The sequence below is a fragment of the Brevundimonas sp. UBA7507 genome (assembly GCF_002478355.1).
In the GTDB taxonomy this organism is placed as follows: Bacteria; Pseudomonadota; Alphaproteobacteria; order Caulobacterales; family Caulobacteraceae; genus Brevundimonas; species Brevundimonas diminuta_D.
In genome coordinates this window covers 139,678-156,598 of the sequence record NZ_DLNP01000017.1, presented here as the reverse complement: position 1 = coordinate 156,598, position 16,921 = coordinate 139,678, and the positions used below count along the sequence as shown (strand labels likewise).

The 16,921-nt window shown below is 68.5% G+C and carries 15 protein-coding genes, 1 tRNA gene and 1 riboswitch; of the genes, 9 read left to right on the top strand and 7 right to left on the bottom strand.

The genetic code is table 11. The annotated features are described in order from the left end of the window. Positions 1 to 47: 47 nt before the first annotated feature. Positions 48 to 965 (top strand): ornithine carbamoyltransferase, encoded by a 918-nt coding sequence (gene argF, locus B3D50_RS12925; protein ID WP_312220195.1) that lies wholly within the window; start codon positions 48 to 50, stop codon positions 963 to 965. 42 nt (positions 966 to 1,007) lie between these two features. On the opposite strand, the gene B3D50_RS12920 is transcribed toward argF, so the two are convergent. Together B3D50_RS12920 and B3D50_RS12915 are read right to left on the bottom strand one after the other, a co-directional pair. Continuing rightward, positions 1,008 to 1,514, bottom strand: a complete 507-nt coding sequence (locus B3D50_RS12920; protein ID WP_286951725.1) for a pyridoxamine 5'-phosphate oxidase family protein — start codon at positions 1,512 to 1,514, stop codon at positions 1,008 to 1,010. 64 nt (positions 1,515 to 1,578) lie between these two features. Then, positions 1,579 to 1,797, bottom strand: coding sequence for a hypothetical protein (locus B3D50_RS12915; RefSeq protein ID WP_286951723.1), 219 nt, complete (start codon positions 1,795 to 1,797; stop codon positions 1,579 to 1,581). Between the two features lie 244 nt (positions 1,798 to 2,041). Between B3D50_RS12915 and B3D50_RS12910 the strand changes: the two genes are divergently transcribed. The 3 genes from B3D50_RS12910 to B3D50_RS12900 all read left to right on the top strand — a co-directional run bounded on the left by B3D50_RS12910 (position 2,042) and on the right by B3D50_RS12900 (position 6,674). Beyond that, the gene (locus tag B3D50_RS12910; protein ID WP_286951721.1) at positions 2,042 to 4,816 is read left to right on the top strand and encodes an SEL1-like repeat protein; all 2,775 of its coding nucleotides are present in this window, start codon (positions 2,042 to 2,044) and stop codon (positions 4,814 to 4,816) included. Positions 4,817 to 4,932: 116 nt separating this feature from the next. Next, entirely contained in the window at positions 4,933 to 5,856 is a 924-nt protein-coding gene (locus tag B3D50_RS12905) for a sulfite exporter TauE/SafE family protein (RefSeq protein WP_286951719.1), read from the top strand. Then, the gene (locus B3D50_RS12900; protein WP_046652504.1) at positions 5,856 to 6,674 is read left to right on the top strand and encodes a TIGR02186 family protein; all 819 of its coding nucleotides are present in this window, start codon (positions 5,856 to 5,858) and stop codon (positions 6,672 to 6,674) included. Before B3D50_RS12905 ends, B3D50_RS12900 begins: the two co-directional genes overlap by 1 nt. Positions 6,675 to 6,939: 265 nt before the next feature. On the opposite strand, the gene B3D50_RS12895 is transcribed toward B3D50_RS12900, so the two are convergent. The 3 genes from B3D50_RS12895 to B3D50_RS12885 all read right to left on the bottom strand — a co-directional run bounded on the left by B3D50_RS12895 (position 6,940) and on the right by B3D50_RS12885 (position 11,881). Next, complete coding sequence (locus B3D50_RS12895; RefSeq protein ID WP_286951962.1) at positions 6,940 to 9,132, bottom strand: 3-hydroxyacyl-CoA dehydrogenase NAD-binding domain-containing protein; 2,193 nt, start codon at positions 9,130 to 9,132, stop codon at positions 6,940 to 6,942. 17 nt (positions 9,133 to 9,149) lie between these two features. After that, positions 9,150 to 10,355 carry an acetyl-CoA C-acetyltransferase gene (locus B3D50_RS12890; RefSeq protein WP_286951716.1) on the bottom strand — a complete coding sequence of 402 codons (1,206 nt, stop codon included), beginning with the start codon at positions 10,353 to 10,355 and terminating at the stop codon, positions 9,150 to 9,152. Positions 10,356 to 10,648: 293 nt separating this feature from the next. Next, complete coding sequence (locus B3D50_RS12885) at positions 10,649 to 11,881, bottom strand: PQQ-dependent sugar dehydrogenase (RefSeq protein WP_286951960.1); 1,233 nt, start codon at positions 11,879 to 11,881, stop codon at positions 10,649 to 10,651. A gap of 199 nt (positions 11,882 to 12,080) precedes the next feature. Between B3D50_RS12885 and B3D50_RS12880 the strand changes: the two genes are divergently transcribed. Further along, positions 12,081 to 12,157 (top strand) — tRNA-Met (locus B3D50_RS12880). Between the two features lie 220 nt (positions 12,158 to 12,377). Further along, on the top strand, positions 12,378 to 12,617 hold the full coding sequence (locus tag B3D50_RS12875; protein WP_286951714.1) for a hypothetical protein: 240 nt from the start codon (positions 12,378 to 12,380) through the stop codon (positions 12,615 to 12,617). A 515-nt stretch (positions 12,618 to 13,132) separates the two neighbouring features. On the opposite strand, the gene B3D50_RS12870 is transcribed toward B3D50_RS12875, so the two are convergent. Then, on the bottom strand, positions 13,133 to 13,360 hold the full coding sequence (locus B3D50_RS12870) for a hypothetical protein (RefSeq protein ID WP_046652477.1): 228 nt from the start codon (positions 13,358 to 13,360) through the stop codon (positions 13,133 to 13,135). Between the two features lie 90 nt (positions 13,361 to 13,450). Next, positions 13,451 to 14,041, bottom strand: coding sequence for a manganese efflux pump MntP family protein (locus B3D50_RS12865; protein ID WP_286951711.1), 591 nt, complete (start codon positions 14,039 to 14,041; stop codon positions 13,451 to 13,453). Continuing rightward, positions 14,042 to 14,218, bottom strand: a riboswitch (yybP-ykoY riboswitch). It lies immediately after the preceding gene. Between the two features lie 118 nt (positions 14,219 to 14,336). Between B3D50_RS12865 and rlmN the strand changes: the two genes are divergently transcribed. From rlmN to B3D50_RS12850, 3 genes are all read left to right on the top strand, one after another. Then, positions 14,337 to 15,500, top strand: a complete 1,164-nt coding sequence (rlmN, locus tag B3D50_RS12860; protein ID WP_286951708.1) for a 23S rRNA (adenine(2503)-C(2))-methyltransferase RlmN — start codon at positions 14,337 to 14,339, stop codon at positions 15,498 to 15,500. A gap of 126 nt (positions 15,501 to 15,626) precedes the next feature. Then, positions 15,627 to 16,070 (top strand): DUF350 domain-containing protein, encoded by a 444-nt coding sequence (locus B3D50_RS12855; RefSeq protein ID WP_286951707.1) that lies wholly within the window; start codon positions 15,627 to 15,629, stop codon positions 16,068 to 16,070. A gap of 10 nt (positions 16,071 to 16,080) precedes the next feature. After that, a complete protein-coding gene (locus tag B3D50_RS12850; protein ID WP_286951706.1) occupies positions 16,081 to 16,905 on the top strand; it encodes a S1 family peptidase in 825 nt (274 codons plus the stop codon). Positions 16,906 to 16,921 lie beyond the last annotated feature (16 nt).

Here is a 16,921-nt window from a genome sequence, read left to right as displayed (position 1 = left end):
CCCTGCGGGACCACCCTGCCCATGAAGGGGAGGGAGAAGGCTTGGTCATGGTTCGTCACTTCCTCGACATCCACCGCCTGGACGCAGCTGATCTGCGCGCCATTCTGGACGACGCCCACGCCCGAAAACGCGCCCGAAAAGGCTGGCCCCAGGGCCGCGCCGACGCCGATGCGCCGGGCAAGGACCGCGTCCTGGCCATGATCTTCGAGAAGAACTCGACGCGCACCCGCTTCAGTTTCGATGCGGCCATCCGCCAGCTGGGCGGCGACTCCATCATCGCCACCGCCTCGGACATGCAGCTGGGCCGGGGCGAGCCGGTCGAGGACACCGCCCGCGTCCTGTCGCGCATGGTCGACGCCGTGATGATCCGCGCCAACGACCATGAGGACGTCGAGCGCTTCGCCCGCGTCTCGACCGTGCCGGTGGTCAACGGCCTGACCGACCGCAGCCACCCGTGCCAGATTCTGGCCGACCTGATGACGATCGAGGAGCATCGCGGCCCGATCGAGGGCAAGACGATCGCCTGGATCGGCGACGGCAACAACGTCTGCCACAGCTTCATGCACGCCGCGCCCAAGTTCGGCTTCCACCTGCACGTCGCCTGCCCGGCGGAATACCACCCCGACCTGCGCGACCTGGAGAAGGGCGGCGCCCACGTCCACCTGACCAGCGACCCGCGCGAGGCGGTCAAGGGCGCCGACGTCGTCGTCACCGACACCTGGGTGTCGATGGGCGATCAGGACTATGAGGCCCGCCTGGCGGCCTTCGAGCCTTACGGCGTCGACGAGGCCCTGATGGCCGAGGCGGCCGACGACGCGGTCTTCCTGCACTGCCTGCCCGCCCACCGCGGCGAAGAGGTGACGGACGCCGTCATCGACGGCCCGCAGTCGCTGATCTGGGACGAGGCCGAGAACCGCCTGCACGCCCAGAAGGCGGTTCTCGCCTGGTGCTTCGGGGCTTTCTAATTCACCCTAACGCGCTTCGCGCTGCTTGAAGGCGAATTAGGCCTAGCGCAGGTGGACGTCGACCACGTCGCCCGCGTCCGGCTCCTTGCCGGTCAGGTTGGCGCGGGCGATCTCGAAGGCGAACTTCATCAGGCCGCCGTCGCTGACCCAGACCCGGCCGTCGTCGGCGTCGAAGCGCAACAGGGTCAGGCGGGGATCGTCCTTGCCGTCCGGATACCAGGCCGACAGCACCGGGTTCCAGTAGCGTTCGATGACGTCCCGGTCGTGGCCATGCACCGACAGGGCGCCGTGGATGCAGGCCCAGACCTTTTGGTCCTTGGAGCCATAGCTGAACATGGCCGTCTGTCCCGGCGTCGCCGCGTCGCGCGCCAGGTCGGTGTCGTCGCGGGTGAAGAACCAGATGGTTCCGGTCTCGGCCTCGCGAAAGGCGGTCATCGGTTGGCTGTGATAGCCGGGGCGATCCAGTCCCAGCATCCCGGTGTTGCTGGACTTCAGGCTTTTCCAGAAGGCCTCTTCGGCCTCGGCGGGCGTCAGGTGCTTGTCGGTCAAGATCGTCTCCTGTCTCGTCGTTCGGGGAAACAGGACAACCAACCCGGCGCCGGAGCGTTCCCGTCTAGTACGGCGCCGCGGACGGCAGAGGCCGCCCGCTCAGCTCCGCCAGCAGGTGGATCAGCAGGAAGAAGACCAGGGCGGCCGCCAGCAGCATGATGAAGCGCCACGGCATCATGCGCGGGCCGCGCATGATGTCTGTCGGCCGCGACCCTCGCCATCCCGCGAAGACGACGACGGCGATCGAAACGATCAGCAGGATCAGGGTGAGCGTGGCGTCCATGACGCCGCCAGTTGGGGCGCCCGAGGCGGCGATGCAAGCGCTCGGGCGCGCAGGATCGCCAGCGTGGCCGTATTTCTTGATGCGCGGTTAATCTAAACGCGGCATTAACCATGTCGGGCGCATCAGCGGCCTGTCGGCTGCCGTCGGCGACTCGCGGCGAGGCGCCACATCTAGCGGTTAACGACACGTTTACACGCTTTATCTGGAAGGATACCGTTCGCGCCATGGGTCGGGAGGCGAATCAGTGACCGCAGCGGCGCCGTGGAGCGTGAAGGGCATCGATCCCAAGGCGCGCGAGATCGCCAAGGATCTGGCGCGCCGTTCGGGCATGACCCTGGGCGAGTGGCTGAACTCCATGATCATGGACGAGCCGGACGACGACGACGGCGTCGCCACCTTGCCGCGTCGGTCGCCCATTCCGGACCCCTATGACCGCCGCAGCCGCTCGCGCCGCCTGGACGACGTCTATGGCGAGGATACGCACAGGCATGAGAACCTGGGCCGCATGGGCGCTTCGCTGGAGGTGATCGCCGAGCGTCTGGAGGCGGCTGAGCGCCGCTCGACCCTCGCGATCCAGGGCATCGACCAGGCCGTGGCCGGTCTGGTGCGCCGTCTTGAGACGCAGGACGAAGCCGAAGCCGCCAAGGCCCGCCGCATCGACGACATCGCCGAAGAGCTGCGCGAGGGCCATCGTCGCCTGCGTCGTCTGGAGCAGGACGCCGGCACCGAGGCGCGCGAAGGACTGGACAAGCTGGACGCGGCCCTGACCGCCGTCTCCACCCGTCTCTATGAGATGGACGAGCGCCAGCGCGCGGGCGTCAGCGAGCTGCGCGACCGCATCGAGGCGGTTGAGAAGGCGGCTGGGCCGGGCGCCGGAACCTCCCTGCTGTCGCAGGTCGGCGTGCGTCTGGACGATGCCCAGTCGCGCACCTCTGATGCGCTGAAAGGGTTGGAGCGGTCGTTCGCCGCCCTGGATCTGCGGATGCGCGACGCCGAGCGCCGCATCGAGCCGGACCACGCGCGCGAGGCCTCGCGCTTCGAGAAGCTGGCCGAGAGCCTGACGCGCCAGGTCGAGTCCAGCCGCACCGAGATGATCCGCCGTCTCGACGCCGTCGAGACCGAGGGGCGCGTCGAACGGATCGAACGCGCCCTGGCCGCCATCGGCGATCAGGCCCGCGCCGCCGAGCAGCGCTCGGCCGCCGCGGTCGAGGGCATGGGCCGCGAGATCATGCGGATCGCCCGCAACCTCAACGGCCGGGTCGAGAAGGTCGAAGCCGGCGGCGTGGGACCGTCGGACGCCCGCATCACGGCGCTGGAGCAGAAGCTGCAGCGCGACCTGGCCCGCCATGCTGAGACGGTGGACCAGCGTCTGACCCAGGCCGACGATCAGCACGCCCTGGCGCTGGAGCGCCTGGGCGGCGAGATCGCCCGCATCTCGGATCGCCTGAGCGAACGCATCGCCCAGTCCGAGCGCCGCTCGGCCCAGGCTATCGACGATATCGGCCGCCGTCTGGCGGAGAGCGCCGACAAGATGCATCAGCGCCACGAGAGCGCCTCGGGCGATCTGGCCGAACGGATGCGTCAGAGCGAGGAGCGCACGGCGCGCCTGCTGGCCGACGCCCGCGACAGCATGGAGCAGCGCGCCGATCGCGCCCCGCGTCGCGCCCCGCCGCTGGAAAGCCTCGACCCCGCGCCTTGGACCCCGGCGGAAACCGCCAGCGGCGACTGGCGCGCGACGGCCTTCGCCGATCCGGTCGAGGATTGGTCCGTCGAGCCTGTGACGGGCGCCGCCCCGACGACCGTGTCGGATTTCGCATCGGGCGCTGAGAACATCTTCGGCGATCCGCTGGAGACTGACCTTCTGGGGACCGAACCGAAGACGGCTGCGCCGTTCGGCCGGGTCGCGGCCGACGCCTGGCCGCAGGCTGCGTCTCTGGAAGATGAAGACCTGTTCGGCGGCGCTGACGTCAGCGACATTCTGAACGCTGCGGCCGATCAGGACGCCAACCGTCAGCCGTTCGACCTCGGCGAGGCGGCGGATGTCGACGACTTCTCGGCCGAGCTGGATTTCGTCACGCCGCAAGAGCCGGCGCAGGAGCCTGCTGCGGCCTCGACCCGCGACGTTTTGGAGGCCGCTCGCGCGGCCATGGCGCCCGAAGACGAAGCGGCGCCGCGTCAGGCCTTCGGCCTGGCCAAGCGCGGCGGCAAGTCCAAGCTGCAGGAGCGTCTGGACAAGCAGGCCGGCCGTCAGAGCTCGACCATGCGCACGGCGCTGGGCGCCATGGCGGTGGCGGCTCTGGGTGTCGTCGGCGGCTACGCCACCTTGCAGGTGGCGGGCGGTTCGGGTCTGACCCTGCCGGGCGGCTTCACCCTGGCGCCGACATCGAGCGACGACGCGGCGCCCGCTGAGACGACGGCGCCGATCGCGGCCCTGGCGCTGGACGCCGCGCCGACCGACGCCGTGCCGTCGCCCGATGCGGCGGCGACCGAAGGCGCAGGCCTGTTCGCACGCGCGGTGCAGATGCTGGACAACGGCGACGACGGCGGGCTGGAGCCCCTGACCCGCGCCGCCAACCTGGGCTACGCCCCGGCGCAGCTGCGCCTGGCCAGCCTGTATCAGGACGGCGCCGCCGGGCTGACGGCGGATGAGGCCGAGGCGCGCGCCTGGGCCCGCCGCGCCGCCGAGGCGGGCGACGCCAAGGCCATGCATTTCTACGCCATGCAGCTGTATGACGGCGTCGGCGGCGCGCAGAACCGCGCCGAGGCCCTGGCCTGGCTGACCAAGGCGGCGACCGCCGGACGCGTCGACAGCCAGTATAACGTCGCCCAGCTGCTGGAGAAGGGCGATCAGGGCGTGGCCCCCAATCGGGTCGAGGCGTTCAAGTGGTACATGATCGCGGCCCGGCGCGGCGACCAGCAGGCCCTGGCCTCGGTGCAGCGCCTGACCTCTGGCCTGTCGGCGGCCGACCGCCGCAAGGCGCGCGAGGCGGCCGACGCCTTCACCGCCCCGGCCGCCTGATCGGCGCACGACGCGTTCAACCGGGGGTGGCGGTTCGCCGCAGGGGCCGCTAAGACCGGAAGCCTAGTCGCCTTTCCGGCGCCGATTGCCTGTCCTTCCAGCCGAAGGCGCGTGCCGTGGATATTTACCTGCCGATCGCCGAAGTCTCGGTGAACTGGCCGCTCCTGGTTCTGCTGGGGGCGCTGGTTGGATTCGTGTCCGGTCTGTTCGGCATCGGCGGCGGTTTCCTGATGGCGCCGGTTCTGGTCTTTCTGGGCATCCCGCCGACGGTGGCGGTGGCCAGCCAGGCCAGCCATGTCGTCGCCTCCTCGACCTCGGGCGTCATCCGTTATTCCGGCATGAAGGCGGTCGATTACCGCATCGGCGGCATCATGGCTGTCGGCGGGGCGCTGGGCGCCGTGCTGGGCGTCGAGCTGTTCCGCTACCTGCGCCTGCTGGGTCAGGCTGACCTGGTGGTGGCCCTGTCCTATCTGCTGTTCCTCGGCTCGATCGGCAGCATGATGCTGTACGAAAGCCTGACGCAGATCCTGCACCGCGTCCGGGGCGAGACGCCGCCGCGCAAGGAGCGTCGTCGCCCGATGTGGCTGTACGGCTTGCCGTTCAGGATGCGCTTCCCGCGCTCGGGCCTCTATATCAGCGCCATTCCGCCGTTCGGCCTAGGCGTGTTCGCCGGGATTCTGTCGGCCATCATGGGGGTGGGCGGCGGCTTCATCCTGGTGCCGGCCATGCTCTATGTGCTGCGCATGAGGGCCAGCGTGGTGGTGGGCACCAGCCTGTTCCAGATCATCATCACCACCGCCATCACCACCGTGCTTCAGGCCGGGCGCAACCAGACGGTGGACATCGTCCTGTCGACCATCCTGCTGCTGGGCGGGGTGGTGGGGGCCCAGTACGGAGCCAAGCTGTCGGGCCGCTTCCGCGCCGAAGAGATGCGCGCGGCCCTGGGCCTGATCGTCCTGCTGGTCGGCATCCAGATGGGGCTGGAGCTGTTCGTGCGGCCTGGCGACCTGTTCCTGCTGGCGCCGGGGGTGGCGGACTGATGTTCCAGGTTCTGCCGCCCGAGCCGCCGCCCGTCGCCGCCGCGCCCGAGATCATCATCGAACGTTCGGCCGCCACGACCGAGGATGTGCGGGTCGCCGCCGCCCTGACGGACGCGCGGGTGGATGTGGACTCGGGGTTCAAGGGGGCGTCGATCGTCCTCTACGGCGCCGTGTTCAACCCGACCGATACGCCCGCCGACGTGGTGGTGGTGGTGCGCGGCCCCGACGCGCCGGTCCGCCTGGTCAAGAAGACGCGCAACATGGGGGTCTGGCTGAACAGTCGCCCGGTGCTGTTCGAAGGGGCGCCCGGCTTCTACATGACCGCCTCGACGCGGCCGCTGAGCGACATCGCCGACTTCGGCCAGTTGCGCCGTCTGGGCGTGGGGGTGGACCACTTGCGCATCGACGCGCCGGAAGAGGCCCGCACCGTCACCCGCTACGGCGTGCGCGATGTGGTCATCAGCCGCCTGGGCGAGGACTATCTTGATTGGCGCCGCGCCGTGATCCGGCTGAAGGAGGCGGCGGCCCTCTACGACACCGATCCCAAGGGGGTGGAGTTCGTCGATCGAGGCCTGTTCCGCGCCGAGGTCAAGCTTCCCGCCGTGGCTCCGACGGGGAAGTACTACGCCGAGGTCTGGCTGTTCCAGGAAGGGACGCCGGTGTCGGTGTCCAACCTGACCCTGACGGTCGAGAAGGTGGGGCTGGAGCGCGACATCTATGAGTTCGCCCACCGCCGACCTTGGAGCTACGGCGTGCTGTGCGTGCTGCTGGCGGCGATGACGGGCTATGCGGCGTCGCGGGTGTTCCGGAGTCGTTAGTGTCGCTATCGCTCGCCGCGCGGCGGCTCGCTGCTTGAGCGATACAGCCCCCTTCCCCCTCGATGGGGGAAGGGATGGGGATGGGGGTGCGTGCGCGACGGTGTCGGTAGGGCGCGCGAGGCGCGGCGTCTCCGGCGTTCCAGCGGTAGGCGGCCTGCCTTCACCCCCACCCAACCCTCCCCCATCGAGGGGGAGGGCTTTGAGAGCGCCAACAAAAAAGGCGGCCCGTGAAGGCCGCCCTTTCCGTTCAGTCTGTGCCTGAGCCTCAGGCCGCCTTGGTCTGCGGTGCGAAGCGGCCGTAGAAGGTTTCGTCCTTGGCGGCCATGTCGCGCAGAAGCTGCGGAACCTTGAAGCGGTCGCCGTATTTGGCGGCCAGTTCGTCGGCCTTGGCCACGAAGGCCTTCAGGCCGGTCTGGTCCATGAAGGTGATGGGGCCGCCGGTCCAGGGCGCGAAGCCCCAGCCCAGGATGGCGCCCAGGTCGCCCTCGCGCGGGTCGTCGATGACGCCCTCTTCCCAGCAGCGGGCCACTTCCACCGCCTGACGATACAGCAGGCGGGTCTTCAGCTCGTCGATGGCGGCCAGCGCCTCGGGGCTTTCGCCGAAGGCGTCGCCCTTGGTGGTCGGGGCCAGTTCGGCCAGACCCGGCCAGATGACCTTGGGCTTCTGGTCGTAGTCGTAGAAGCCCTTGCCGTTCTTGCGGCCGTAGCGGCCCTGCTCGACCATAGTGGCGACGATCTGCTCGCCCTCGGTCGGGACGTATTTGTCGCCCAGATCCTCGCGGGTCTGCTTGGCGATCTTGTACGACAGGTCCAGAGCCACGTCGTCGTGCATCTCCAGCGGGCCGCGCGGCATGCCGGTCATGCGGCCGACGTTGTCGATCAGCACGGGCGAATAGCCCTCTTCCAGCATGGCCATGCCTTCCATCAGGAAGGTGGAGAAGCAGCGCGAGGTGTAGAAGCCGCGGCTGTCGTTGACGACGATCGGCGTCTTCTTGATCTTCAGGACATAGTCCAGCGCCTTGGCCAGGGCCGCGTCGCCGGTCTTTTCGCCCATGATGATCTCGACCAGCATCATTTTGTCGACGGGCGAGAAGAAGTGGATGCCGATGAAGTCCTCGGGTCGCACGCTGGCCTCGGCCAGGCCGGTGATCGGCAGGGTCGAGGTGTTGGAGCCGAACACGGCGCCCTCGGCCAGTTGGGCCTCGGCGCGCTTGGTGACGTCGGCCTTGATTTCGCGGTTTTCGAACACGGCCTCGATGACCAGGTCCGAGCCCTTGATCAGGTCATAGTCCGTCGTCGCCGTGACCAGGGCCAGGGTGGCGTCGAACTTCTCCTGGGTCATCTGACCGCGCGACAGGCGCTTCTTCAGCAACTCCTCGACGTGGGCCTTGCCCTTGTCGGCGGCTTCCTGCGTCTGGTCGATCAGCACGGTCTCGATGCCGGCCATGACCTGAACATAGGCCACGCCCGCGCCCATCATGCCGGCGCCCAGGACGCTGACCTTCTTGGGGTCGGACTTGGGCACGCCCGCCGGGCGCACGGCGCCCTTGTCCAGCTCCTGCTTGGACAGGAACAGGCTGCGGATCATCGCCTGGGCCTGCGGCGTCATCAGGGTCTTGATGAAGTAGCGCGTCTCGATGCGCAGGCCGGCCTCGATCGGCACCTGCACGCCTTCATAGACGGCCTTCATCATGTTCAGCACGGCCGGATAGTTGCCGTAGGACTGCTTGCGCAGGATGGCGTTGCCCATGATGAAGACCTGGGCGCCCGCCGGGTGGTAGGGGCCGCCGCCGGGGATCTTGAACTTGGGATCGTCCCACGGCTGGACGGCCTTGCCGCCTCCCTTGATCCAGGCCTTGGCGGCCGCGACCGACTGGCCCTTTTCCACGACCTCATGGACGACGCCCGCGCCCTTGGCGTCGTTCGGGCGCCAGGACTTGCCCTCGGCCATCTGCATCAGGGCGGTCTGCACCCCGATCAGGCGCGTCAGGCGCTGGGTGCCGCCGCCGCCGGGGAAAAGGCCGACCTTGATCTCGGGCAGGCCCAGTTGGATATTCGGGTCGTTCTCGACGACGCGGTAGTGGCAGGCCAGGGTGAACTCCAGCCCGCCGCCCAGCGCCAGGCCGTTGATGGCCGCCGCCACCGGCTTGCCCGAGGTTTCCAGCGCGCGGAAGGCGCCGTTCAGCGCCCAGCCGGTGTCGAACGCCTTCTGCAGGTCGCCGCCGCCGGCCAGCATGCCCGAGGCCATGTCGCCCAGGTCCGCCCCGGCGCAGAAGCCGGTCGTCTTGCCCGAGGTCAGGACCACGCCCTTGATGGCGTCGTCGGTCTTGACCTTTTCGACCAGGGCCGGGATCTCGGCGATCACGGCTGAGGTCAGGGTGTTCATCGAACGGCCCGGCACGTCGAAGGTCACGAGCGCGACGCCGTCGGTGTCGATGTCGATCTTGAAGTTTTCCATAGTCATTCGCTCCCGGATCAGACGCGTTCGATGACGGTGGCGGTGCCCATGCCGCCGCCGATGCACAGGGTGGCCAGGGCCGTCGACTTGTTCGAGCGTTCCAGCTCGTCCAGAACCGTGCCCAGGATCATGGCGCCGGTGGCGCCCAGCGGGTGGCCCATGGCGATGGCGCCGCCGCAGACGTTGATCTTGTCGTGCGGGATGTCGAGCGCCTGCATGTAGCGCAGCACCACGGCTGCGAAGGCCTCGTTCAGTTCATACAGGTCGATGTCGCCCGGCTGCATCCCCAGCTTGCCCAGCAGCTTGCGGGTGACGGGTTCTGGGCCGGTCAGCATGATCGACGGTTCCGAACCGATCGAAGCGCCACCCAGGATTTTCGCGCGCGGCTTCAGGCCCAGGGCCTCGCCCATCTCCTTGGAGCCGACCAGGATGCCCGCCGCGCCGTCGACGATGCCGGACGAGTTGCCCGGCGTGTGGACGTGGTTGACGCCCGCCGTCTCGGGGTAGCGCTGGTTGATCACGGCGTCGAAGCCCATGCCGCCCATCATGACGAAGGAGGGGTTCAGCCCGCCCAGGGTCTGCATGTCCGTCTTCGGGCGAATGGTCTCGTCACGGTCCAGCTGGGTCAGACCGAGCTGGTTCTTGACCGCGATCACCGACTTGTCGAAGCGGCGCTCGGCCCAGGACTGGGCGGCGCGCTTGTGGCTTTCGACCGAATAGGCGTCCACGTCGTCGCGGCTGAAGCCGTATTTGGTGGCGATCATGTCGGCCGAGACGCCCTGCGGCACGAAATAGGTCGGGAAGGCCGCCGAAGGGTCGGTCGGCCAGGCGCCGCCGTCGGAACCCATCGGCACGCGGCTCATGGCCTCGACGCCGCCGCCGACGGCCATGTCGGCCTCGCCGGACTTCACCTTGGCGGCGGCCATGTTCACGGCTTCCAGACCCGAGGCGCAGAAGCGGTTGATCTGCACGCCCGCCGTCTCCTGGCCCCAGCCGGCCGACAGCACGGCGGTGCGGGCGATGTCCGAGCCCTGCTCGCCCACCGGCGACACGACGCCCAGGATCACGTCGTCGACCTTGGCGGTGTCCAGGCCGTTGCGGTCGCGCAGAGCCTCCAGAACCTGGGTCGCCAGGCTCAGGGCCGTGATCTCGTGCAGGCTGCCGTCCTTCTTGCCCTTGCCGCGCGGGGTGCGCACGGCGTCGTAGATGTAGGCGTCGGCCATGGAGCGTCTCTCTCTTGTTGTGCCCCTACCGTTCGCTGCGCGGCAGCGAACGGCATGAGGGACGGGTTCTTGGTGTCCCTATCGCTCGGCGCGCGGCGCCTCGCTGCATAAGGGACGGTTGTCGTCTTGGTTAGGGGGGCGGTGAGCGGACGGATCCGATCATCGCGTCTGGAATTGAAACTCAGGGCGTTAGAAAGCCGACGTTTACGTCAACGTCAAGTAACAAGGCGCGTGAGGTCGTCGGATGTGAAAAGGGCGGGCCGTTGTGCGCGGCCCGCCCTGTCCCTTCAGCCTCAGCGGCGCGCCAGCCGCACCAGCTTGCCGTTCTCCTCGTCTGTCACGACCCAGACGGCGCCGTCAGGCCCGACCGCCACGTCGCGGATGCGTTCGCCCAGGCCGGTCAGCAGCCGCTCCTCGCCGACCACGCGGCCGTCCTGCAGCACCAGGCGGACCAGATGCTTGCCGCCCAGGCCGCCGATCAGGGCGTTCCCCTTCCAACCGAGGAACATGGCGCCGTCGTAGAAGGCCATGCCGCCCGGCGCGATCACCGGATCCCAGTAGTAGACGGGCTGGACCGTGCCGTCCTGCGTCGTCGTCGCGCCGGGAATGGCGTCGCCGCTGTACTCGATGCCGTAGGCCGCGCCGGGCCAGCCGAAGTTGGCGCCGGCCTTCTCCAGGTTCAGCTCGTCGCCGCCGCGCGTGCCGTGCTCGATGCTCCAGACCGCGCCGGTTCCCGGCTGGACGGCGATGCCCTGCGGGTTGCGGTGGCCGTAGGACCAGATCTCGGGCAGGGCGCCTTCGCGGCCGACGAAGGGGTTATCGGACGGGACCGAGCCGTCGGCGTTGATGCGGATGACCTTGCCGTGGTGCGAGGCCAGGCTCTGGGCCGTCGGCCGCATCGGCTTGTCCGAGCGCTCGCCGATGGTGACGTACAGCTTGCCGTCCGGGCCGAAGACCAGGGAAGAGCCGAAATGCTTGTCCCCGTCATAGGTGTCCTTGACCTGGAAGACGACCTGCACGTTCTCGACGCGGCTCAGATCGTCCGACAGACGGCCGCGCGCCACGGCCGTGCCGTTGCCGCCGTCTCGCGGCTGGGCGTAGGACCAGTAGATTATCCGATCCTGGGCGAAGGTCGGGCTTAGGATCACATCCAGCAGGCCGCCCTGACCGCGCGCCGCCACGGCGGGCAGGCCGCCGATCGGCGCGCCGATCCGGCCCTGGGCGCTGACGACGCGCATCCGGCCCGGCTTTTCCGTCACCAGCCACTGGCCGTCCGGCAGCAGGGCCAGGCCCCACGGATGCTCCAGCCCTTCGGCCATGACGGCATGCTGCATGGCGATCGTGGTGCTGACCGACGGGGCGCGGGTCTGGCCCTCGAGCGCCGGCTTCTGGTCCGGGTTGTTGGGCGGGCGGGTCTCGACCGGCGCGCCCGTGGCGGCGGATGACGGCGCCTCATCCTGTCCATTGGCCCCGCAGGCGGCGAGAACCAGGGCGGCGGCGGAAGCGGCGAAGAGGGCGGGGCGCAGCATGGCGGCTCCTGAACAGCGTGGCTTTGAACGGTCAGGATGCCGCCTCGACGTGCTTTGCGCGAGCCGAAACGCGCCGCGACCGATAGTCCCGCATGAAATCCGCATCGAAGCGGCTTGAACCGGAGAGAAGGCGGCGATATACGCACCCCTCTCGCGCTCAGGGGTCGTTCTCGATCCGGCGCGATACTCCGTAAGGGGTTGGGTAGCTCAGATGGTTAGAGCGGTGGATTCATAACCCACAGGTCGGCGGTTCGATCCCGCCTCCAACCACCACGGATTTCCTAGTCAAATGTCGGCGATACACGGTCGCGCATCGCCTCGCTGCGCCGCTGATGGCGTGGCGAGCCGTATCGAGTCTTGTCGCGTCCATCCTCTGAGCCGACAATGGAGGAGGGCCGCTTCTCTTCTCGCCGGCTCTTATCGGACGTGGCTCTCTTCATTGGGAACGGTTCTTCGCGCCCTCGCCTTTATCGGCCTGTTCAGGAGGTCGATCATGGTCATCAGTTCACGCGCCACACTGCGCGATCAGGCGGGGGTGAAGCTGGTTCGAATAGAGCGTTTGGCCAAGCAGCAGCGCCTGATTTCCTTTAAACTTTCATCGCATCGGAACGGCAGTCAGCGTCTGATCACGGATGAAGCCGAGGCCCATCGAGCCTTTGCCCGCGAGGTCGCCGCGTCTCTGCAAGACCCAGTAGTCGTTGGTCTGATCGAGCGGGGCGTCCTGCCTGATTGAAGACCCCTCGCCAGCCGCTTGAGGTGTCTAGCGAGGGGCTCCGCGGTTCAACAGAGGGCAGCCCTAGATGGGTTGGGGCGGGCTGCGACGGGCTAACTGTATGCGCGGAAAGTGGTTCCCAACGACAGAAAGCGCCCCAGTAAACCGGAGGTGGCGCTTTGGTTGACCCTGATGAAGCTCTGTCGCTGGGGGCAACGAGAGCGCGAGGAGTCGTTCATATGCGGGCGGCGGGCATGGATCGACGCGCCAAGACCGTCGCCTTGGCCTGCAACCAAATCCAGCATGGCCAGTTGGCTCTGTATGGCTGGACTTGGTGGATACCTACTCGCTGCGCTCGACAACCTCTTTAAGCGCATGACCGGGAATGAACGTCTGCTTTAGCGTCTTCTGGGTTGCGGACGGAGATGCTGCTCCAGTCGCAGCGCCAGACGATCAGCGTTCGAGCGTCTCACAGAGCGGGCGTTCGACTTCTGCAACAGCCGCGCATTTCTCTTAAACAAAACCGCTGTGGAGGCTCAGCTTTGCGGAATTCGCGAGGCGCCGCCGGTGATCTTGCAGACGTAGTCGGTCTGCGGACGACCCGTCTGGCGGCCGGTGGGCGAGATGATGCCGCCGCGCTCGCGGCATTCGGCGTCCAGCTTGTCCATTTCCTGCTGATAGGTCGGCAAGGGGCGGCCTGAGGCGCAGGCGGCGAGCGCCAGCGGCGCGACAATGACGGCGACGAGGAACAGGGGGGCGCGCATGGAAGTCTCCTTCAACCGGTGAACGAGCGGCGAGACGGAATGATCCTCCTGAATCCGTCTCGGAGCAAGGCCAGGCTTTCGGAGCCTCGATCAGCCCGCCAGAACGCCCAGATGCTCCAGCAGGATCTTCAGGCCCAGCGCGATCAGGGCCACGCCGCCGACCAACTCGACGATCTTGCCCAGCCGCGCGCCCGCCGCCTTGCCGACCAGCAGGCCCAGGGTCGCCAAAGCAAAGGTGGTGAAGCCGATGCAGGCGGCGATCAGCCAGATGTTGGCGTCCAGCAGCGCCAGGCCGACCCCCACCGCGCCCGCGTCGATCGAGGTGCCGACGGCCGTGGCGACCAGAGCCAGCAGGCCGCGCGACGCGGCCTTGCCGCCGGGAGTGTCAGCCTCGACATCTGCTTCTTCGCGCTTCAGCGCCTCCCAGATCATCTTGGCCCCGACCGCGCCCAGCAGGCCGAAGGCGATCCAGTGGTCGATCGCCGCGACGAAGCCGGCGGCGGCCACGCCTAGGGCGAAGCCGATCAGGGGAGTGATGGCTTCGATCACGCCGAAAACCAGGCCCGAGCGCAGGGCCTGGGGCACCGTCGGTCGGTGCTGGGCGCCGCGCCCGATGGCGGCGGCGAAGGCGTCGGCGGACATGCTGACAGACAGGACGGCGATGGCGACAGGGGACATCATGGGAAATACGCTCGGCCGGACGCATGACAGCACGCTCCACGCACGGGCCGGCCCCGCAGGTGCAGCATGCTGGTCTCGCTAGGCGGAGGTGATCCGCTGATCGCGCCATGCTCCTGACGACAGGAGCAAGTGTGTTGACGCGACCCCGGCTGGGATATGCCGGAAGCTACTCCCCAACGGCCGCCCCTCTAACGCCTCGTTCCGAGTCTATCAACCCGCGCATGGCCAAAGGCGACAAGACGCCCCATCTGTGCTAGACGCCGCCGCTTCACTCTTCGCCGCAGGACATCCGCCCTTGAGCATTTCGCTCGATCTCTCGCGCGCCAGCGCCCCGGTAAAGACGCCCGTCAACCTCAGCGGTCTGACGCGCGACGAACTGCGCCAGGCCCTGATCGACGCCGGAATCTGTCCGCCCGAAAAGGCCAAGATGCGCGCCTCCCAGGTGTGGCGCTGGATCCACCACTACGGCGTCACCGACTTCGCCCTGATGAGCGATGTGGCCAAGGACACGCGCGCCAAACTGGCTGAGGCCTTCACCCTGGCTCGCCCCGAAATCGTCGAGCGCCAGGTGTCCAAGGACGGCACGCGCAAATGGCTGATCCGCACGGCGCCGGGCATCGAGATCGAGACCGTCTACATCCCCGACGTGGGCCGGGCGGGCGCCCTGTGCGTCTCGTCCCAGGTGGGCTGCACCCTGAACTGCACCTTCTGCCACACCGGCACGCAAAAGCTGGTGCGCAACCTGACGACGGCCGAGATCGTGGCCCAGGTCCAGGTGGCCCGGGACGATCTGGACGAGTGGCCTTCGCCCAAGGAAGACCGCCGCTTGTCGAACATCGTCTTCATGGGCATGGGCGAGCCGCTCTATAATCTGGACCACGTCGCCAACGCCGTCGACATCATCTCCGACAACGAAGGCATCGCTCTGTCGCGGCGCCGGATCACGGTGTCCACCTCGGGTGTTGTGCCGCAGCTGAATGCTCTGGGCGAGCGCACGGCGGCCATGCTGGCCATCAGCCTGCACGCCACCAACGATCCCTTGCGCGACCAGCTGGTGCCGCTGAACAAGAAGTATCCGCTGGATCAGCTGATGGCGGCCATCCGCGCCTATCCCGGCCTGTCCAACGCGCGCCGGGTGACGTTCGAATACGTCATGCTGAAGGGCGTCAACGACAGCCCGGCCGAGGCGCGCGCCCTGATCAAGCTGATCGAGGGCATTCCGTCCAAGGTCAACCTGATCCCGTTCAACCCCTGGCCCGGCACCGACTATCAGTGCTCGGACTGGAAGACGATCGAGACCTTCGCCGCCATCCTGAACAAGGCCGGCTACGCCTCGCCCATTCGCACCCCGCGCGGCCGCGACATCCTGGCCGCCTGCGGTCAGCTGAAGTCCGAGAGCGAGAAGCTGCGGGCCTCTGCGCGTCTGAAGGCCGAGCGCGAAGAGGCGGACGCAGCCTGAGGCCCGACCGTCTGGACGCTTTGTCCGTCGACTGTGGCGCGGGCGCCCTAGCGGAATGGTCAGGCTTTCGGGCAAGGGTGTTTTGGTTTCGTTCCCCTTCAGGCTGGGAGGCTAGGGTTCGTCGTCATGGAGACCTCGTCGTTGCCGGGCGTTCTGTCGACTCCTGAACTCCAGGCGTTCGCGACGGGCTTTCCGATCCTGATGCTGCACCTGGCCGTGACCTTCGGCCTGCTGGCGGCGGGGGCTGCGGTCTACGCCCTGCTGACGCCGTGGCGCGAGATCGCCCTGATCCGCCAGGGGAATCCGGCCGCCGCCGTGGCCTTCGCCGGGGTGCTGGTCGGCCTGGCCATTCCGCTGGCGGTGTCCCTGTCGGTGTCGACCTCGATCCGCGACATCGCCATCTGGGGCGTGGCGACGGTGGTGCTGCAACTGCTGGCCTTCCGCGTCGTCGACTTCCTGCTGCACGGCCTGCCGCAACGCATAGAGAAGGGCGAGACCTCCGCCGCCGTGGTCCTGGCCGGGGCCAAGCTGTCGACCGCCTTGATCCTGGCGGCCGCCCTGACGGGTTGAGGGGGCGGCCTTGCGCTTTCCCCACCTTCCCGACTGGACCATCTACGCCGCCGTCATCGGCGTGATCCTGATCGCGTCGCTGAACCGAGGCGAGCGGGCCGATGCGCCGCACGACTTCCATGCCGAAGAGCCGGCGGGGCCGTTGCTGGGGCCGATCACTCCCTTCGATCCGTCCGTCACCGTCGACACCTCGGACGAGCACGAGCCGGTGTCGGGCACGGCCTTCTCCATCGCCGGGGACGGCCGCTGGATCACCGCCCGCCACGTGGTCGAGGGCTGTCGCAAGCCGGCCCTGGTGATCGACAAGACCCGCGCCCTGGCCGCCGACGTGCGTCTGGCCGCGCGGGCGGACGTGGCCCTGCTGCTGACCGACGGCGGGCCGCCCGCCCTGCCGATCGCGCCCCAGGCGCCGCTCTACAAGGGCCAGCGCGCCTTCCATCCAGGCTTCCCCCAGGGACGGCCGGGCGAGGTGGCCTCGCGCCTGATCGGCCGCGAGACGCTGAAGATTCGCGGCCACCGCTCCTATGACGAGCCGGTGCTGGCCTGGGCCGAGGCCGGACGCACGCGAGGGCTGAAGGGCACGCTGTCGGGCCTGTCCGGGGCGCCGGTGCTGGATCGTCGCGGACGGGTGCTGGGCGTGACCATCGCCGAGTCGCCCCGGCGCGGCCGCATCTACACCACGGCGCCCGACACCTTCGTCCCCACGGTCGGCGCCCAGCAGCGCGCCGACGAGGCCGCTCTCGGCCAGGCGGTGACGACCCAGAACTACGGCGCCGTCTCCGACCGCCTGCGTCAGGATCTGCGCGTCGCCCAGGTGGTCTGCCTGACGACGTGATCTAGGCGACCAGACG